15 protein-coding genes are annotated in these 18,832 nt (G+C 70.8%); 6 read left to right on the forward strand and 9 right to left on the reverse strand.

Annotation, left to right across the window (positions count from 1 at the left end; genetic code table 11):
- Complete coding sequence (locus C8E96_RS27085; RefSeq protein WP_091370213.1) at positions 1-753, forward strand: thymidine kinase; 753 nt, start codon at positions 1-3, stop codon at positions 751-753.
- Positions 754-990: 237 nt separating this feature from the next.
- The gene (locus C8E96_RS27090; protein ID WP_091369889.1) at positions 991-1,338 is read left to right on the forward strand and encodes an RNA polymerase-binding protein RbpA; all 348 of its coding nucleotides are present in this window, start codon (positions 991-993) and stop codon (positions 1,336-1,338) included.
- 290 nt (positions 1,339-1,628) lie between these two features.
- Here the strand turns inward: C8E96_RS27090 and C8E96_RS27095 are convergent, their stop codons facing one another.
- Both C8E96_RS27095 and lnt read right to left on the reverse strand, forming a co-directional pair.
- On the reverse strand, positions 1,629-2,402 hold the full coding sequence (locus C8E96_RS27095) for a polyprenol monophosphomannose synthase (RefSeq protein ID WP_091369891.1): 774 nt from the start codon (positions 2,400-2,402) through the stop codon (positions 1,629-1,631).
- A gap of 45 nt (positions 2,403-2,447) precedes the next feature.
- Entirely contained in the window at positions 2,448-4,046 is a 1,599-nt protein-coding gene (gene lnt, locus C8E96_RS27100) for an apolipoprotein N-acyltransferase (RefSeq protein ID WP_091369893.1), read from the reverse strand.
- A gap of 185 nt (positions 4,047-4,231) precedes the next feature.
- Here lnt and C8E96_RS27105 point away from each other — a divergent pair, with 185 nt between their 5' ends.
- Positions 4,232-5,137 (forward strand): cyclase family protein, encoded by a 906-nt coding sequence (locus C8E96_RS27105; protein WP_176926713.1) that lies wholly within the window; start codon positions 4,232-4,234, stop codon positions 5,135-5,137.
- Here the strand turns inward: C8E96_RS27105 and C8E96_RS27110 are convergent.
- The 7 genes from C8E96_RS27110 to kdd all read right to left on the reverse strand — a co-directional run bounded on the left by C8E96_RS27110 (position 5,134) and on the right by kdd (position 15,083).
- Positions 5,134-7,230 carry an AMP-binding protein gene (locus C8E96_RS27110; RefSeq protein ID WP_091369897.1) on the reverse strand — a complete coding sequence of 699 codons (2,097 nt, stop codon included), beginning with the start codon at positions 7,228-7,230 and terminating at the stop codon, positions 5,134-5,136. The two genes, C8E96_RS27105 and C8E96_RS27110, sit on opposite strands and share 4 nt — an antisense overlap.
- Positions 7,231-7,484: 254 nt before the next feature.
- Positions 7,485-9,560 (reverse strand): AMP-binding protein, encoded by a 2,076-nt coding sequence (locus tag C8E96_RS27115; protein ID WP_091369900.1) that lies wholly within the window; start codon positions 9,558-9,560, stop codon positions 7,485-7,487.
- A gap of 130 nt (positions 9,561-9,690) precedes the next feature.
- Positions 9,691-10,077: a 3-aminobutyryl-CoA ammonia lyase gene (gene kal / locus C8E96_RS27120; RefSeq protein WP_091369901.1), complete on the reverse strand. Its 387-nt coding sequence runs from the start codon at positions 10,075-10,077 to the stop codon at positions 9,691-9,693.
- Complete coding sequence (kamE, locus tag C8E96_RS27125) at positions 10,074-10,856, reverse strand: lysine 5,6-aminomutase subunit beta (protein WP_228769648.1); 783 nt, start codon at positions 10,854-10,856, stop codon at positions 10,074-10,076. Before kamE ends, kal begins: the two co-directional genes overlap by 4 nt.
- Positions 10,853-12,439: a lysine 5,6-aminomutase subunit alpha gene (gene kamD / locus C8E96_RS27130; RefSeq protein WP_176926714.1), complete on the reverse strand. Its 1,587-nt coding sequence runs from the start codon at positions 12,437-12,439 to the stop codon at positions 10,853-10,855. The genes kamE and kamD overlap by 4 nt, the downstream gene beginning before the upstream one ends.
- Positions 12,436-14,043, reverse strand: coding sequence for an amidohydrolase (locus tag C8E96_RS27135; protein ID WP_091369903.1), 1,608 nt, complete (start codon positions 14,041-14,043; stop codon positions 12,436-12,438). The genes kamD and C8E96_RS27135 overlap by 4 nt, the downstream gene beginning before the upstream one ends.
- A 2-nt stretch (positions 14,044-14,045) precedes the next feature.
- Positions 14,046-15,083, reverse strand: a complete 1,038-nt coding sequence (gene kdd, locus C8E96_RS27140) for an L-erythro-3,5-diaminohexanoate dehydrogenase (RefSeq protein ID WP_228769649.1) — start codon at positions 15,081-15,083, stop codon at positions 14,046-14,048.
- 78 nt (positions 15,084-15,161) lie between these two features.
- On the opposite strand from kdd, the gene C8E96_RS27145 reads away from it, so the two are divergent.
- The 3 genes from C8E96_RS27145 to C8E96_RS27155 all read left to right on the forward strand — a co-directional run bounded on the left by C8E96_RS27145 (position 15,162) and on the right by C8E96_RS27155 (position 18,575).
- Positions 15,162-16,607 (forward strand): KamA family radical SAM protein, encoded by a 1,446-nt coding sequence (locus tag C8E96_RS27145; protein ID WP_228769650.1) that lies wholly within the window; start codon positions 15,162-15,164, stop codon positions 16,605-16,607.
- A gap of 61 nt (positions 16,608-16,668) precedes the next feature.
- Positions 16,669-17,007 (forward strand): hypothetical protein, encoded by a 339-nt coding sequence (locus C8E96_RS27150; protein WP_091369907.1) that lies wholly within the window; start codon positions 16,669-16,671, stop codon positions 17,005-17,007.
- 131 nt (positions 17,008-17,138) lie between these two features.
- Complete coding sequence (locus tag C8E96_RS27155) at positions 17,139-18,575, forward strand: S28 family serine protease (protein WP_228769651.1); 1,437 nt, start codon at positions 17,139-17,141, stop codon at positions 18,573-18,575.
- Positions 18,576-18,832: the final 257 nt, after the last annotated feature.

Genomic DNA, 18,832 nt, shown 5'->3' on the forward strand with positions numbered 1-18,832 from the left:
ATGGAGCCCACAGCCGATCCCGACCCGACCGACGCACTCTCCGCCGTACCCGCCGCCGGCTCGCGCCGGGCCGTGCCCGTCACCGGGCACCTGCGCTTCTACTACGGCCCGATGGACTGCGGGAAGTCGACGCTCGCGCTGCAGGTCGACCACAACCACGCCCGGCAGGGCCGCAAGGGCCTGCTCCTGGTGCTGCGGGACCGTTCGGGCAAGCCGCAGATCTCGAGCCGCATCGGGATCTCCCGGGCGGCGATCGAGATCAACGCCGACGTCGACCTGTGTGAGTTGGTCCGGTCGACCTGGGCGGCCGGGTCGCGGGTGGACTACCTGATCGTCGACGAGGCCCAGTTCCTCGCCCCGGCACAGGTCGACCAGCTCGCCGAGCTCGCCGACGACTCGCAGGTCGACGTGTACTGCTTCGGCATCGCCACGGACTTCCGCAGCACCCTGTTCCCGGGGTCGCGGCGGCTGTTCGAACTGGCCGACGACTTGCAGCCGGTCCAGGTCGATGTCCTCTGCTGGTGCGGGCTCCCGGCCCGGTTCAACGCCCGCGTCCAGGACGGCCAGGTGACACGCGCCGGGGATACCGTTCTCGTCGCGGACACGGGGCACTCTCGTGTCGGTACGGACAGTGAACCCCTACCGGAGCAGTGGTCCACTACCGTCCGTTACCAGGTTCTGTGCCGCAGACACTTCCGTCTGGGTGATCTGGGGCTCAGCCAAGGGGTCCAAGGTCAACTCTCGTTCGCCTGACTAGGCCTCTTACGGCTACCATCACCCGGAGGGGTGATATGTCCAAGCCGAATGTGCGATAGCGCGTCACAAAACCGGCGCGCGGGCATCCCTTAGGAGGATGCTGTTGTTGACGGGTGAAGCTTGTCACCGTAAGCGACCGCAGCGGGTGAACCGGGAATCAGATGCCCGATTCACACGTTGCTCTGGGTAAGCAACACCCCTGGCCCGCACTGGGCCGAGCGAAAGGACACCGCCATGGCCGACCGTGTGCTTCGTGGTAGCAGGCTGGGAGCGGTCAGCTACGAGACTGACCGCAATCACGACTTGGCCCCGCGCCGGACGGTTCGCTACGCGTGCCCGAAGGACCACGACTTCGAGGTGCCGTTCTCGGACGACGCCGAAATTCCCTCGGTCTGGGAGTGCCGCCTGCACGGCACGGAGTCGAAGATGATCGACGGCTCCGCTCCCGAACCGAAGAAGACCAAGCCGCCGCGCACGCACTGGGACATGCTGCTGGAACGCCGCACGATCCCGGAGCTGGAGGACTTGCTGACCGAACGTCTGCAGGAACTCCGCGGCCGCCGAGGCGCTCGCAGCGCCTGACCCCGCACCACAGACCAGACAGCCGCCCGGGACCCCCAGCCGGGCGGCTGTCGCCTGTCCGGGGCCTTGGCGCCTCCGGGGCTGGTGCGATGCACGAACGACCACCTGACCTGCGCATTCCCAGGAAAGCGCCGGTCGGGTGGTTGGGCTTTATCTGGGGGGAGAAGGACCTAAACTCGCGTGGCGCGGGGCAGTTTCTTCACCCTGCCCGCTTTACCCGCGCAGGTCCTTCTCCGGGGTCCCCAGATCAAGCCCAACCACCCGACCGGCACCCGAACGCAAATCCCGAGTCAGGCCTTCTTGCCGCGGACCAGGCCCTTGAGCTGGTTGCCGCGCCGCCGCAGCCCCCACTTGGTGACCCGCAGCAGCGCCTCCCGGACGATGTTGCCGCTCATCTTCGACTCGCCGCGGACGCGGTCGACGAAGGTGATCGGGACCTCGACCACCGTGAACCCGGCCTCCACCGTCCGCCACGCCAGGTCGATCTGGAAGCAGTACCCGGCCGACGCCACGTTGTGCAGCTTCAGCTTCTCCAACACGACCCGCCGGTAGGCGCGGAAGCCACCCGTGATGTCGTGGATCTTCGCGCCGAGGGCCAGCCGGGAGTACAGGTTCGCGCCGCGGGAGAGGATTTCGCGGCGGACGGGCCAGTTGACGACCTTCCCACCGGTCACCCAGCGGGAGCCGAGCACCAGGTCGGCGTCCTTGAGCGCGTCGAGCAGGCGCGGGAGGTCCTCCGGGGCGTGCGACCCGTCGGCGTCCATCTCCACGATGACGGCGTAGTCGCGTTCCAGCGCCCACCCGAAGCCCGCGACGTAGGCGGCGCCGAGGCCCGCCTTCTCCGTGCGGTGCAGCACGTTGACCCGCTCGTCCGCGGCCGCCATGGCGTCGGCGAGGTCGCCGGTGCCGTCGGGGCTGCCGTCGTCGACGACCAGGACGTGCGTCGTGGGCAAAACGGCGTGCAGCCGCTCGATGATCGGCCCGAGGTTGTCCCGCTCGTTGTACGTCGGGATCACCACCAGGACCGGCTCGAGCTGCGAAGGGCCGTTCGGCTGGTCCGTCATCCGTGTTCCTCCTCGCCGGCGCGTGCGCGCACCGGGCAAATATGACTATCCGTGGGTGTCCGCCGTGGCCGGCATGTCCCCGGCGGACCGTGAGCGCCTGCCGCGCACCAGTGCGATCACCAGCGCGGCGAGGCCCGCGAACACCATGGTCCACTCGGGCCACACACCCAGTCGGTCCGCCATCGTAGTCGCTGATCGTAACGGCACGCGCTCGACCAGCGCCGCAGGCGTGAACAGGCCCGTGCGCTGCGTCACGGTGCCGTCCGGCAGGATGATCGCGCTGACCCCGCTGGTGGCCGCGACGACGACCGTGCGGCCGTGTTCCACCGCGCGGATCCGGTCCATCGCCAGCTGCTGGTAGGTCATCTCGGTGTGGCCGAAGGTGGCGTTGTTGGTGGGCACGGCCAGCAGGTTCGACCCGTTGAGGACCGACTCGCGGACCACGCCGTCGAAGGCGACCTCATAACAGGTGACCAGGGCGACCCGGGCCTTGCCCATCTCGAACACCGTCGCCTCGTCGCCGGGGACGAAGGTGCCCGCGCGGTCGACGGTCGCGCTGAACAACCGGAAGAAGTCGCGCATCGGCATCGTCTCGCCGAAGGGCTGCAGCTGGCGCTTGACGTACTCGTCGACCGGGCCGACGCCGGGCTCCCAGAGGATCACCGAGTTGCGCGGCCCGTCCGGGCGCACGACGACCGCGCCGAACGCGACGGGCGCGTCGATGGCCTTGACCGCGCGGGCGATGGCCTCGGCGGCGTCGCGGTTGCGGAAGGGGTCGATGTCGGAGGCGTTCTCCGGCCAGATGACCAAGTCGAGTTTCGTGTCGCCGAGTTCGGCGGCGAGCTGCTCGGTGCGCTTGACGTGGTTGTCGAGCACGGCGCGGCGCTGGGCGTTGAAGTCGAGCCCGGCACGCGGCACGTTGCCCTGGATGGCGGCCACGGTGACCTCGCCCGCGTCGGCGTCGGTGCCCACGGCGGGGATGGCGGCCACGCCCGCGGCCAGCGGCAGCACCGCCGCGAGCACGGGGATCACCAGTGCCCTGGGTGCGCGCGTGATGAGGACGCGGCGGACGAGTTCGCCGAGTCCGAACCCGGTGAGGGTGACGGCGAAGGCGATCAGCGGCGTGCCGCCCAGCGCGGCCAGCGGCAGGTAGAGACCCTCGGGCTGGCCGAAGGCGAGCTTGCCCCACGGGAACCCGCCGAACGGCACGTAGGCGCGCAGCGTCTCCCCCGCGACCCACAGCAGCGCGGCCCACAGGTACCAGCCGCGCAGCCTGGTCACCACGGCGATCGCGGCGCACGGCGCCCCGACGAGGGCGGCTTCGAGCGCGCTCAGCGGCAGCCAGGCGATGGGGCCGACGAACACCCCGGTCCACGCGAGCAGCGGAACCATGAAGCCGAGTCCGAACAGCGTGCCGTAGCCGAACCCGGCGCGGGCGCGGCGGTCGTGCAGCAGCAGCGCGAGCACGGCGAACCCGACCGGCGCGAGCCACCAGGTCGGCCGCGGCGGCACGCTGAGGAACACGAGCGCGCCCGCGGCCAGTGCGGCCAGGGAGCGCAGGGCGACGGTCAGGCGACCCCGGCGGGCTGGGGCTTCGGTGCGGGAGGCCACATCTGGCTCCTGGGGCACGGCGGGGGCGACCACGCGCTCAGCGTACGGGGGTGGGCCGCTCACTCTCCGGCACTCCCCCGCGGGTGTTGCCTCAAGGTCGGGTTGACGGTGTGGATCACGAACCCTAACCCTCAAGTCGACAGTGAGAGTTTGCATCATTTTCGCAGGTCAGCGTATTTGCGTTGGGGTTGTCAGCGCCGGGAATTAGGGTTCGCCCCGTGACCGATGAGACTGAGCAGTGGCGCGTCGAGTTCGACGCCGAGGTGGCGTTCCGCAACGGCGGCTCGCTGAGCGTCGAGGGTTTCCGCCTCGACTCCCCCACACCGGACCTGGACGACGCGGCGACCGGTGAGCTGCTCGTGCGGCACCTGGGTCTGCTGATGGTGGGCGAGGTCCGGGTGTCGAACCGCCGGATGATCGCCGAGGCGCACAAGGGCTCCCGCGGCGTGGAGACCGCCCGCACCGCGACCTCGCGGCTGGTCGAGCTGAGCCACCCGGTGGAGCACGGCATGGAGACCCTGCCCGGCGTCCCCGGACCGGTACTGGGCGACTACCTGACCCGTGAGCAGTCGCGCTCGGTCTACGGCCCGGAGACGGAGTTCCACATCGGCACCATCTCGATGGTCGCCAACACCGGCACCTACGTCGACTCCCCCGCCCACCGCTTCGACGGCGAGCCCGACCTCGCCCGGCTGCCCCTGGAGCGGGTCGCCGACCTCGACGGCATCGTCGTGCGGGTCGCGGGCGACGGGCAGCGCGCGGTGGACAAGGCCGCGCTGCTCCCGTTCGACGTGGCGGGGCGGGCCGTGCTCATCCACACCGGCTGGGACCGCAACTGGCGCACCCCGGCGTACTTCGACGGTCACCCGTACCTGACCGCCGACGCCGCCGACTGGCTGGTCGAGCAGGGCGCGGCGCTGGTCGGCATCGACAGCCTCAACATCGACAGCACCGACGACCCGCTGCGTCCCGCGCACACCCGCCTGCTCCGAGCGGGCATCCCGATCGCCGAACACCTGCGTGGCCTGGAGCAGCTGCCGCCGTCGGGCTTCCGCTTCCACGCCGCTCCGGTCCCCGTGATCGGCCTAGGCACCTTCCCGGTGCGCGCGTACGCGGTGATCTAACCCAACGAGTCCTGGTCCACCAGCAGGCGTTTGACGACCTTGCCGGTGGCGTTTCGCGGGACACGGCGGACGAAGAAGACGTCCCTGGGGACCGAGAACCGCTCCAGGTGGTCGCGGACGTAGTGCCGCAGGTCGACGGCCTCAAGGTGCGCACCTGGACGGAGCACCACGTAGGCGGCGAAGCGGTGCCCGTAGTCCTGGTCGGGGACGACGACCACGGCGGCGTCCTCGACCTCGGGCAGCCGGGTCAGCAGCTCCTCCACCGGCTGGGGGAACACGTTCTCGCCACCGGAGACGATCATGTCGTCCTCGCGCCCGCAGACGAACAGCCTGCCGTCGGCGTCGAGGTAGCCGCGGTCGCCGGTGACCATCAGGTCGTCGTGCATCCGGTTGCGGGTGCCGTTGGTGTACCCCTCGAACAGCAGCTCGTTGCCGACGCAGATGCTGCCGATGCTGCCCGGTGGCAGCGGCACGCCGTCGGCGTCGAGGATGCCGACCCTGGTCCCGGCCGGACAGCGGCCCGCGGTGGTGGGTGCGGCTCGCAGGTCGGCCGGGTCGGCGATGCTGGCCCAGGAGACCTCGGTGGAGCCGTAGAGGTTGTAGAGGATGTCGCCGAAGGCGTCCATGAACGCGCCGGGGAACGATTCGGGCAGCGGTGAGCCGCTGCTCGCCACCACGCGCAGCGACGACGTGTCGTAGCGGTCGCGGACGTGGGCGGGCAGGTCCATGATCCGCTGCAGCATGATCGGCACGGCGAACATCGACGTGCACCGGTGCCGGGCGATGGCCGCGAGCGCGGCCTCCGGGTCGAAGCGGCGGTGCAGCACCAGGCTCGCCTGGATGGCGGTCCCGACCTGGACCGCCGCCAGCCCCCAGGTGTGGAAGATCGGTGCCGCGACCAGCATCCGCTCGCGGTGCCGCAGCGGGATGCGCGACAGGATCGACGCCGCCGAGGACAGCCCCGGCGGGTTGGGTCTGCGGGCACCCCTGGGCGCCCCGGTCGTCCCCGAGGTGAGCACGATCAGCTTGCCCGCCTGCGAAGGGCGGTGGAACCGGGTGTCCGGGGAGCGCTGGATGAGGCCGTCGACGTCGACCGCGTCCGCGGCGCCGTCGGTGAAGCCGTCGGTGGAACCCCAGGTGGAGATCCACGGCAGGGAGATCGGCAGGTTGTGGAACAGCGGGGCGAACTCGTCGTCGGCGAGCAGGGCGACGGGTCGGTGCGCGGCGATGGAGTAGGCGAGCTGGTCGGCGGACAGGCCGGTGTTGAGCAGCAGCACGTCGGCGCCGAGCTTGCCGCAGGCGATGGCGGACTCGACGATGCCCGCGTGGTTGCGGCACATCACCGCGACCCGGCGGCCGGACCGCACCCCGTACCCGGCCAGGCCGTGGGCCAGTTTCGTGGTGCGCCGGTCGATCTCGTCGAAGGTCAGCTCGCCGCGTTCGTCGATGATCGCGGACGCGCCCGGGGCGCCGCCCGCCGCGGCGAGGTAGCCGCCGACGATGGTCGGCCCCCAGCGCAGCAGCGCCCGCAGCTGGCGAAAGGACCGGTCCGGGCGACTGAGGGCGAACACCCCGGCGCGGATGAGGATGCGGGCGACCGTGGGCAGGGACTGGCCGCGGGCGGCCTGGTCGATGCGCGACGGCGAGCTGGTGACGGCCCGCCCGGCGAGGTGGTGGTCCACCATCGCCAGCGCGCGGCGCACCCGCCTGCGCACCCACATGCCGGTGACGACGGTGCCGGTGGTGAGCCCATCGGGTAGCGACAGGGTCACCCGGACCAGGGTGCGGCCGTGGTCGGCCGCTTCGAGTCGGATCGCCAGGTGCCCGCCCGCCCAGTGCGGGCTGACCAGCACGAGGTGTTCGGGGGGTCGGCGGACCAGGATCTCGACCTCGTCGGGGACCGGCTTGGCACCGTCGACGCTGAACATGACCTGGTACCGGGCGCGGCGACCGCCGTTGGCGGTGCCGACGCGGTCGGCGGCGGCGACCACGTCCGCGAATCGCGGATACAGCGCGGGCTCGCTGATGATGCCCCAGACCTGGTCCGGTGAATGGTCAAGCGTGTGCTCGATTTCGATGAGCTCGGTCGACAATGACCCTCCGTCATGCGCCTGCGCGATTCCTCGCTGCTACCACCTGCGTGTTTCCGGTAGTTATCAGCGGAGCGTCACCCGACACAAGCAGCGACTCGGCCATTCGGCCCAGTACTGATCACCGCCACCCTATTGGCGTAACCAGCGGTCCGAATGGCCGCTCGGGAGTTGTCACGCGCGACACAAACCGGCGGCGCGCGGTTGTCAGTTTCGCCGCCTACGGTGCGTGATTATCGCAGGCGGCGGCCCGGGCCTCAGGCGGTCAGGTCCTGATCGACGAGGAGCCGCTTGACAACCTTGCCGGTGGCGTTGCGGGGCACCCGCCGGACGAAGAACACGTCCCTGGGCACCGAGAACCGCTCCAGGTGGTCGTGCACGTAGTGCCGCACGTCGGTCGCGTCGAGCCGGGCCCCCGGCCGCAGCGCCACATACGCGACGAACCGCTGGCCGAACTCCCGGTCGGGCACCCCGACCACGGCCGCGTCGTCGACCTCGGCGAGCCCCATCAGCAGTTCCTCCACCGGCCGCGGGAAGACGTTCTCGCCGCCGGAGATGATCATGTCGTCGTCTCGGCCGCAGACGAACAGCCGGTCGTCCGCGTCGAGGTAGCCCCGGTCGCCGGTGACCATGAGGTCGGAGTGCATCTCGTTGCGGCTCCCGTTGGTGTAGCCCTCGAACAGCATCTCGTTGCCCACGCAGATGCTCCCGACGGCGCCGGGCGGCAGCGGCTTGCCGGACGGGTCGAGGATGCCCACGCGGGTGCCGACGGGGCACCGGCCCGCGGTGGTGGGGGCGGCGCGCAGGTCGGCCGGGTCGGCGATGCTCGCCCAGGAGACCTCGGTGGAGCCGTAGAAGTTGTAGAGGATGTCGCCGAAGGTGTCCATGAACTGGGTGACGAACGAGCCAGACATGGCCGAGCCGCTGCTGGCGACCACGCGCAGCGAGGACGTGTCGTAGCGGGCCCGGACGCGGGCGGGCAGGTCGAGGATGCGCTGCAGCATGATCGGCACGGCGAACATCGACGTGCAGCCCAGTTCGGCGATGGCACGCAGCGCGGACTCGGGGTCGAACCGGCGCTGCAGCACGAGCGTGGCCTGCAGCGGCATGCCCAGCTGCACCGCGGCCAGGCCCCAGGTGTGGAACAGCGGCGCCGGGATCAGCATCTTCTCGTGGAAGCGCAGCGGGATGCGCGAGTACACCGACGCGGCGGCGCTGAGCCCGGGCGGGTTGCGGCGGCGCGCGCCCTTGGGGACACCCGTGGTGCCCGACGTCATGACGATGATCTTGCTGGGTGTCGCGGGCGGGCGCGGCGGGGTCGACGCAGCGTCCTGGGTGATGGTGTCGGTGCTGACCTGCCCGGGCGCCGCGCTCCAGGTGGAGATCCACGGCAGCGAGGCGGGCAGGTTGTGGAACAGCGGGCCGAACTCGTCGTCGGCGAGCAGCGCGATCGGGCGGTGCACGTCGACGAGGTCGGCGATCTGGTCGGCGGAAAGCCCGGTGTTGACCATGAGCACGTCGGCGCCCAGCTTGCCGCAGGCGATGACCGCCTCGACGATCCCCGCGTGGTTGCGGCACATCAGCGCGACCCGGCGCCCGGGCCGGACCCCGTACTCGGCCAGGCCGTTGGCCAGCCGGGTGGTGCGCCGGTCGATCTCGTCGAAGCTCAGCTCGCCGCGCTCGTCGATGATCGCCGGGTGGTCGGGATTGGCCGCGGCGGCGGCCCGGTAGCCCCCGGCGAAGGTGGGGCCCCAGCGGGCCAGCGCGTTGAGCTGGCGGACCAGCCGGTCCGGCCTTCCAGGGGTGAACACCCCGGCGCGCGCCAGCGTGAGGGCGACGTTGAGCGCGGACTGGCTGCGGGAGGACTGGTCGATCCGCGTCGGCGAGCTGGTGACGGCCCGCCCCGCGAGGTGGTGGTCGATCACCGACAGGGCCTTGCGGACCCGTCTGCGCACCCAGGAGTTCGTCAGCACGGTCCCGGCGGTGATGCCCTCGGGGAGCGAGAGCATCACCTGCACGAGCGTGCGGCCGCGGGAGGCCGGTTCGAGACGGACAGTGAGGTGCCCGCCTTCCCAGCGCGGGCTGACGAGCACCAGGTGCTCGTGTGGGCGGTGGACGAGGATCTCCACCTCGTCGAGGACCGGCTTGGCCGAGCCCACGCTGAACCGCACCCGGAACTTCGCCCCGCGGCCCGGCGGGGTGGCGCCGAAGCGCTCGACCGCCGCGACCTCACGGGCGAAGCGCGGGTACAGCTCCAGATCACTCAGGACATCCCAGACTTGCTCGGGCGAATGATCGAGAGTCAGGTCCACCTCGACGAGCTCGGTCGGCATGGTCCTCCGTCATCACCCGACCTGAGCGACCCAGGCCACAACTGACAAGTGTGGGACCGGTTGTTATCAGCGAACGACTATTCGGCGCAAGCAACCGTTCATCCATTCGGCCCAAACACGTCAGTTTCTGTCACTGTCCGGGCACGACCACGGTGCCTTTCGCGCGCGTCGCCACAATCGGCGGATCGAGGACCTCGGCGGCCGAGTCGCCCCGCTCCGGCGCCGCCCGGCACACCACGCGGACCTCGAAGTCGAGGTCACGGGACCGGGTGCCGATCCGGGTGAGCGTCGCGGTCGCCTCGACGACGTCGCCCGCGCGGATCGGCGCGAGGAACTCGACCGCGTTGTAGCCCGCGAAGAGACCTTCGTCACCATCGGTGCGGATGCACATCTCGGTGGCCACGTCGCCGAAGAGCCCGAGGCCGTACGCGCCGTCGACGAGGCTGCCGCCGTAGTGGGCGTGCGAGTGCGGCACGTAGTTCCGGTGGGTGACGGTGAAGCCGACCTCGCGGGTCATGCGTGGTGTTCCTTTCGCTCGGAGATGGCGTGCACCAGGTAGCTGGCGACCTCGCCGGGGGTGGTGCCGCGGCCGAAGACGCGGTCGACGCCGAGTTCGGCGGCCATCAGCGGGTCGAAGCGGGGTCCGCCCGCGATGAGCAGCGGGCAGCGCTCCCCCATCGCCTCGCGGAACGCCGCCGACATCTCCTGGGTGTTGAGGATGTGCGCGTCACGCTGGGTGACGACCTGGGAGATCAGGACGGCGTCGGCCTTGTCGGCGCGGGCGGCCTTGACCAGTTCGGGGATGGACACCTGGGCGCCGAGGTTCACCACGCGCAGCTCGCGGTAGTACTCCAGGCCCTTCTCGCCGGCAAAGCCCTTGATGTTGAGGATCGCGTCGATGCCGACGGTGTGCGCGTCGGTGCCGATGCAGGCGCCGACGACGACCATCTTGCGTCGGAGGGTCTTCTTGATCGCCGAGTTGACGTCGCTGGGCGGGAGCAGTGGGTACTCGCGTTCGACGACCTTGACCGCGTCGAGGTCGACGATGTGCTGCACGGAGCCGTAGACGACGAAGAAGGTGAAGTCCTCGCCGATGGGGTGGCTGTGCACCACCATCGCCGGGTCCATGCCCATCTTGTTGGCCAGCTGCTGGGCGGCGCCGTCGGCGCGGGGGCCGAACGGGATGGGCAGGGTGAACGACATCTGCGCCATGCCGTCGCCGGTCGTGTCGCCGTAGGGGCGCACGTACCGCTTGGTCTTAGGTGTCGCGACCTTGGGATCTTCCGTCGTGGTCACTTGGTCGCTCCCTCGTCGAGCAGGGTGGTGGCGGGGTTGACGTAGCCGTCGGCCTTCTCGATGACGCCGTCGGCGCCCTTGCCCTTGTCGGCGGGCCGCTTCATCAGACCGAACGTGCCGTCGGCGATGGCGTTGAGCAGCCCGTCGTCGACGATCCGGTCCAGCAGGTCGACGGCCTCGCCGAGGACCTGGTGGGCGCGCTTGACGATCAGGCCGTCCGGGGCGGGCCGGAAGTCCTCGCGGAGGCTGCCCGCCGCGTCGAGGACATAGCGGACGTTGGCAAGGGCGAGGTCGCGGTCGGACAGGAACGGCGTCACGACGGCCTCGGTCATCATCCCGACCAACAGGATCGACTGACCGGTGAGCACCCCCGCGAGGTTGAAGAACCCGTCGAGGAGGTAGCCGTTGAAGACGTCGCCGGTCATGTGCTTGGTCGGCGGCATCCACTTGAGCGGCGCGTCGGGGAACAGTTCCCGGGCGAGCAGCGCGTGGGCGAGTTCGAGGCGGAACGAGTCGGGGACCTTCGGGTTGATCTCGAAGGCGTGCCCGAGGCCGAGGAGCTCGTCGGGCAGCCCGGCCTCGTGCGCGAAGTGCTCGTTGAGCAGCTGCGAGACGGTGACGGTGTGCGCGGCGTCGACGGCGTCGGCGGTGGTGAGGTAGTTGTCCTCGCCGGTGTTGATGATGATCCCGGCGCGCGCGTGGACCTGGCGGGAGAACCGCTGGTCGACGAAGGTGCGGATCGGGTTGATGTCGCGGAAGAGGATTCCGTACATCGAGTCGTTGAGCATCATGTCGAGCCGTTCCAGGCCCGCGAGCACCGCGATCTCGGGCATGCACAGGCCGGAGGCGTAGTTGGTGAGCCGCACGTAGCGGCCGACCTCCTTGGACACCTCGTCCAGCGCGGCCCGCATGATGCGGAAGTTCTCCTGGGTGGCGTAGGTGCCCGCGAACCCGTGGTGGGTGGCGCCTTCGGGCACGTAGTCCAGCAGCGACTGCCCGGTGGAGCGGATGACGGCGATGATGTCGGCGCCGGCGCGGGCGGCGTTGGCGGCCTGCACGACGTCCTCGTCGATGTCGCCGGTCGCCACGATCAGGTAGATCCAGGGGCGCCGCGGCGGGTCGCCGAGCTTGGTGACGAGCTTGTCGCGGTTGGCGCGGTTGCGGTCGACCGTGCGCAGGCCCTTGGCGACGGCGACCCGGGCGGCCTTGGCCGCCGAGGTGGCGGCGCGGCCGGTGGGGATCGTGAACTGGATCTGCCCGGCGGCGGTGGCCTCGGCCAGTTCGGTAAGGCTGCCGAGGTCGTGTTCGCGCAGCGCGTGGAACACCGGCAGCGTCACGCCGTGTTCGAGGCCGCAGTGCTCGCGGACGGTGTCGACGACCCGGTTGACCCAGGGCACGTCACCGGCGCGGTGGGTGGTGTCGGCCCCGGTGATCCCGGCCAGGCGCAGGGTCGCGCGTTCGACGGCGACCGTGGTGTGGGCGCGCGCGAGGTCGATGACCGGCGCGGCGGCCTTGGCGGCCAGGCCGCGCGCGGTGGCGACGACCTTGGGGTCAAGGTCCAGCAGGGCCTGAGTCTGGCTCACTGGTGGTGCTCCTCGCGGTGGTGGATTGTGCGACCGCGTAGGACGGTGCGCAGACAGACGGGAAGTTCGGCGCCGGGGTGCAGCGGCGGCAGGGCGGGCACGCGCGAACGCGGGTCCGTCGACCAGCGCTGCACGCGGGAGTCGGGGGTGGCGGTGACGAGTTCGGGGGCGTCCCAGATGGCGTAGGTGGCGGGGGCGCCGGGCTGCAGGGTCCCGGTGATCCCGTCGTCGACGCCCGCCGCGCGCCAGCCGCCCTTGGTGTGGGCGGTGAACGCGGCGCGGGCGGAGAGCCCGTGGCCGTCGGTGCGGTGGTGCACGGCGGCTTGGACGGTGGCCCAGGGGTCAACGCGGGTGACGGGGGCGTCGGAGCCCAGGGCGAGGATCACCCCTGCCGCGGCGAGCCGGGAGAACGGGTTGAGCGTGGTGCCGCGCTCGCCGAGCCGCTCGGTGTACATGCCGTCCGGTCCACCCCAGGCGGCGTCGAACAGGGGCTGCACGGAGGCGACGACACCCCATTGGCCGAGGCGCTCGGCCTGCTCGGCGGTGACCATCTCTAGGTGTTCGAGGCGGTGCCGGGAGCCGGCGAGGACTTCGCGGCCCACTGTCTTCTCGGCGATCGCGAAGCCGTCGATCACCTCGGCGACGGCGCTGTCGCCGATGACGTGGAACCCGGCCTGGATGCCCGCCTCGGTGCAGATCCGCAGGTGCTCGGCGATGGCGGGCGCGTCGAGGTAGAGCGCGCCGGTGGTGTCGGGGGCGTCGGTGTACGGGTGGCACAGGGCGGCGGTGCGGGAGCCGATGGCGCCGTCGACGAACAGGTCGCCCGCCAGGCCGCGCGCGCCGAGCCGGGCGGCGAGGTCTGCGGTCCCGCGCTCACCCCAGTAGCCGACGACCTCGGGACCGTCGTCGGTGCGGGCGAGGAGGTCGGCGAAGTCGTCGGTGCCCGAGATGTCGGGACCGGCGCACTCGTGGACCGACGCGATGCCCATGGACGCCGCGTGGCGCAGGAACGCGGTCTGCGCCTCGGCTCGCTGGGCCGGGGTGATCGCGGCTAGGGCGGCCCGGCGGACCCGGTGGTGGGCGTCGCGGCTGAGCGGGCCATCCTCGCTGAACCCGTCAGCGCCGCGCGCGTGCTCTAGCAGCGCCGAGGACACCAGCGCGGAGTGCACGTCGATGCGCGAGAGGTACACGGGCGCGCCCTGCGCGGCGGCGTCGAGTTCGGCGCGCGTGGGGTGTCGCTTTTCGGGCCAGGTCGTCTCGTCCCACCCGTGCCCCCAGACCAGCGCGGTGCCGGTGCGCTGGACGTGGGCGCGGACGGCGTCGAGACAGTCGGTGAGCGACGCGCACCCGGTCAGGTCCAGCCCCGTGCGCAGCAGCCCCGCCGAGGTGGCGTGCACGTGGGCGTCGACGAACGCGGGCGCGACGAAACCGCCGTCGAGTTCGACGGTCTCGTCGGCGCCTTCGTACATCGTGCGGCCGACGGAGTCCTGGCCGAGCCACACCACGACGCCGTCCTCGACGGCCATGGCGGTGGCGTGCGGGTCGGCCGGGGAGTGGATCTTTCCGCCGGTCAGCAGGGTGGTCCGGGGGTGCGCGGTCGTCATGGTCAAGCAGTCTGCCGTTCGCGCGACTCGAACAGGGCGCGCACCCCGGGCTCGGCGCGCAGCAGGTCGAGGGCGAACTCGGCGTGACCAGGCACGTAGCCGTTGCCGATGAGCATCCGCACGTCCGCGGCAAGCCCTTCGGCGCCGAGCGCGGCGGCGGCGAACGACGTGGCCATGGAGAAGAAGATGACCGTGCCGCCCTGGGCGGTGGCGAGGACGGCGCCGTGCTCGCAGCCGGGGACGTCGACGCACACCACGGTCACGTCGACGGGGGTGCCGACCGCTTCGGCGACGGCGAGCGGGTCACGGGCGTCGGCGATGACGACCTCGTCGGCCAGGCCCGCCGCACGCACGGCCTCGGCTTCGCGCTCGGTCGGGACGAGAGCGACGACGCGGCCCGCACCGGCGCGGCGCGCGGCGACCAGGGACAGCGAGCCGGACTTGCCGCCGCCGCCGAACACGCAGACCGACGCGCCTTCACCGGCGTCACGGACGACCCGGTCGGTCAAGGCGGGCGCGCCGCAGACGTCGAGCACGGACAGCGCGAGACCGTCGGGCAGGTCGTCGGGCAGGACCGCGGCGATGGAGCGGCCGAAGAGGACCGCGGTGCCGGTGCACGGGACCTGCTCGCCCTCGCCGTCCCAGCCTGCCAGGCCGTCGGTGATGCGCAGCGGGGTCAGGGTGAGCGAGACGAGGGTGGCGATCCGGTCGCCGACCTTGAGTCCCAGCGGTGAGTCGGGGCCGACCGCGGCGACGGTGCCCAGCAGCATGCCGCCGGACCCGGTGACCGGGTTCTGCATCTTGCCGCGCGCCTCGACGATGGCCAGGACGGCGGCGCGGACCGCTTCGCCAGTGCCGTGTTCTTCCCGGAGTTGCCGGTAGGAGGCGGCGTCGAGGTTGAGCGTCTCGACGGCGACGACGACCTCGTCGGCGCGCGGTGTCGGGTCGGGGTCGAGCCGTTGTGCCTGCTGGGGCAGCACCCCGGCCGGTTCGAGCACGCGGTGCAGCCCGTAGGGGGACACAGGGCGGGCTTCCGTCAAGGCGACCTCCGTAAGATTTACGTCGTTCGAGTCGTATGGCAGCATATCTTTACGCCACCCGAACGGCGAGGAGCACATATGACTGCCCTGCGTGTTGCAGAGCTGAAGCCGGAGACCCCGGCGACGACGGTGTCCGACGCGGTCCACCACGCCGGTGAACAGCCTTATGAGTACGTCCGGCGCGAGCTGGTCGAACCGGATTGGCGGCGGTTCCCAGGCTGGAAGACGGTCACCGAGGCCCAGTGGCGCGACGCCCAGTGGCAGCGGGTGAACTGCGTGAAGAACGCGCTGCAGCTGCGCAAGGTCGTCGGCGACCTGTTGTCGGAGTCGTTCTACGAGGAACTGGCCGCCGACCAGCAGCAGCTGGCGACGATGTCGATGCTGCTGCCGCCGCAGATGCTCAACACGATGGCGCCCACGGCGGAGACCACGACGCCGGAGTTCACCGAGGCGTTCTTCGCCGACCCGGTGCGCCGATACATGCTGCCCGTGCGGTCCGACCGCGACCCGCAGTGGCCGTCGCACCCGCACTCGGAGCGCGACTCGCTGCACGAGGCGGAGATGTGGGTGGTGGAGGGGCTGACCCACCGCTACCCGACGAAGGTCCTCGCGGAGATGCTCTCGACGTGCCCGCAGTACTGCGGCCACTGCACCCGGATGGACCTGGTCGGCAACTCCACCCCGCAGGTGGAGAAGCACAAGCTGACGTTGAAGCCGGTCGACCGCTACGACCAGATGATCGACTACCTCAAGCGCACCCCCGGTGTGCGGGACGTGGTCGTCTCCGGCGGCGACGTGGCGAACGTGCCGTGGAAGCAGCTCGAGCTGTTCCTGATGCGGCTGCTCGACATCGAGACCGTCCGTGACATCCGCCTCGCCACCAAGGCGCTCGCGGGGCTGCCGCAGCACTGGCTGCAGCCCAGCGTCGTCGAGGGCTTGGAGCGGGTGGCCCGCACGGCGGCCCGGCGCGGGGTGAACCTGGCGATCCACACCCACGTCAACCACGTGCAGTCGGTGACCCCGCTGGTGGCGGAGGCGGCGCGCACGGCGCTGGAGGTCGGCGTCCGCGACGTCCGCAACCAGGGTGTGCTGATGCGCGGGGTCAACGCGACCCCGGAAGCACTGCTGGACCTGTGCTTCGCGCTGCAGGGCGAGGCGAACATCCTGCCGTACTACTTCTACATGTGCGACATGATCCCCAACGCCGAACACTGGCGGGTCGCGGTGTGGGAAGCGCAGGAACTGCAGCACGCGATCATGGGCTACCTCCCCGGCTACGCCACCCCGCGGATCATCTGCGACGTGCCGTATGTGGGTAAGCGCTGGGTCCACCAACTCGCCGAATACGACCGCGAGCTGGGCATCTCGTACTGGACCAAGAACTACCGGGCGGGCACCGAGCGCATGGAGGCCGAGGAAGCCGCCGCGATCCTCAGCCGCCGCTACCCGTACTACGACCCCATCTCCACCCTCGGCGCCACGGGACAGCAGTTCTGGCGGGACAACCCGGAGCACCAGGCGTGAGCAGGCGCGCCCCGACCAGGTGAGGTCTGGTCGGGGCGCGCCCCGGGCCTAGGCTGATCGCGTGGAGCTGAGCGAACGCGAGTACTTCGCCGCCGTGGGAACGCGGCCGGGAATGTATGTGAGCCGTCCGTCCTTCCTGACGCTCAGCGCTTTCGTCACGGGATACGGCGAGTGCGCGGCCCGGCACGGGGCCGGCGCCCTGGACGGCTGGCGGGAGTGGCTGATCGCCCGCAGCGGCAAGCAGGATTCGCCCTCCATTTGGTGGGCCCTGGTGCTGGACATCGCCTTCCCCAATGGCTGGACCGATCCATCGGACCTCGGCCCGGCGGACGAAGCCCACGCCGTCGAAGCGTTGTTCGAACTGCTCGACGAGTTCCTGGCCCGCGTGAACACGGCCTGAGCCTGCCGAACGGACCGGGTCAATCGTCGGATGATCCTGCCGCACCTCTTTCGCTTGGCGACCCAGTGCGCAAGACTCGCGCAAACCTGCCGCCGAATCACGCGGCGAGATGACAAGAAGGAGATCAGGGCGTGCTCATCCGTAGAAGTCGGACGCTCGCGGCCACGTTGGTGGCGGCGGCGGCCATGGGTCTGATCGCGACCGGGGTCTCCCCCGTGACCGCGGCGCCCGTGGCGCAGAGCGCGGACATCGCCGATCAGCTTCGGGCGATCCCCGGGCTGACCGTGGTGTCCGAATCCGCTACCCCGCCCGCCGGGTACCGGTTCTTCATGCTCACCTACAACCAGCCGGTGGACCACCGCGACCCCTCGGGCCAGCGGTTCGAGCAGCGGTTCCAGCTGCTGCACAAGGCCACCGACCGGCCGATGATCCTGCACACCACCGGCTACAACATGCCGGCGAACGCGTTCCGCTCCGAGCCGACGCGGCTCGTCGACGGCAACCAGATCTCGGTGGAGCAGCGGTTCTTCAGCCCGAGCCGCCCGGACCCGGCCGACTGGGACGACCTGAACATCTGGCAGGCCGCCACGGATCACCACCGCCTCGTCGACGCGCTCGACGGCGTCTACGCGCAGAAGTGGATCTCCACCGGGGCCAGCAAGGGCGGCATGACCTCGGTCTACCACCGCCGCTTCTACCCCGGTGACGTCGACGGCGTCGTCGCCTACGTCGCACCGAACGACAAGATGAACCGGCTCGACGGCGCGTACGACAAATTCTTCGACACCGTCGGCTCCGACGCGGACTGCCGCGCCCGGCTCGACGGCGTGCAGCGGGAGGCGCTGACCAGGCGCCCCGAGATGCTGGAGAAGTACAAGGCGCACGCGGCGGCCGACGGGATGACCTTCAACCAGGTCTTCGGCGACATCGACAAGGCGTTCGAGATGGTCGTCCTCGACACCGCGTGGGCGTTCTGGCAGTACTCGAAGCAGGCGGACTGCGCGACGGTGCCCGCGGCGACGGCGACGACCGATGAACTCTACACCTTCATCGACAACGTCAGTGGCTTCTCGTTCTACTCCGACCAGGGGATCCTCCCCTACGCGCCGTATTTCCGGCAGGCCGCGACCCAGCTCGGCTGGCCGTCGCTGACCTTCGACCACCTCAAGGGCCTGACCAAGTACCCGGGGCTCTACCAGGCGAACTCGAGCCTGCCCGAGAACCTGCGGGCCCGGCATGACGCGTGGCCGATGCTCGACATCGATTCGTGGGTGCGGACCCGGTCGAGCGAGATGCTGTTCGTCTACGGCCAGAACGACCCGTGGGGTGCTGAGCCGTTCGTGCCCAGCGGCCGCGACTCGTTCACCTACACCGCGCCGGGCGCCAACCACGGGGCGAACATCGCCGCCCTGACCCCGACCGAGCGTGACGCCGCCACCGCGGCACTCCGTCGCTGGGCGGGCATCACGGTCCCGACCATGCAGTCCCCCCAGTCGGCCGACATCACCGTCCCCGAGGTCACCGACCTCGACCGCGCCGAACCCCGCAACATCCGCCGCCCCCTGTAACCCCAACACAAGAACGTGCCCCGGCAGGAACATGCCGGGGCTCGTTTTTTGCACCCTGACCAACCACGCTCGGTCGCGGTGACGTTTCGGGAGTCCCGCACGAACACGCCATCGAAGTTGGCAGTGTTCGTGCGGGACTCCCGAAACGTCACCATCAAAGCGACCGAGCCGCGCCGGCGGGCCGGCGCCATGCCACAGCGACCGAGCCGCGCCGCCGGAGGCGGCGCCATGTCACAGCGACCGAGCCGCGCCGCCGG

The sequence above is a fragment of the Actinokineospora alba genome (assembly GCF_004362515.1).
Taxonomy (GTDB): domain Bacteria; phylum Actinomycetota; class Actinomycetes; order Mycobacteriales; family Pseudonocardiaceae; genus Actinokineospora; species Actinokineospora alba.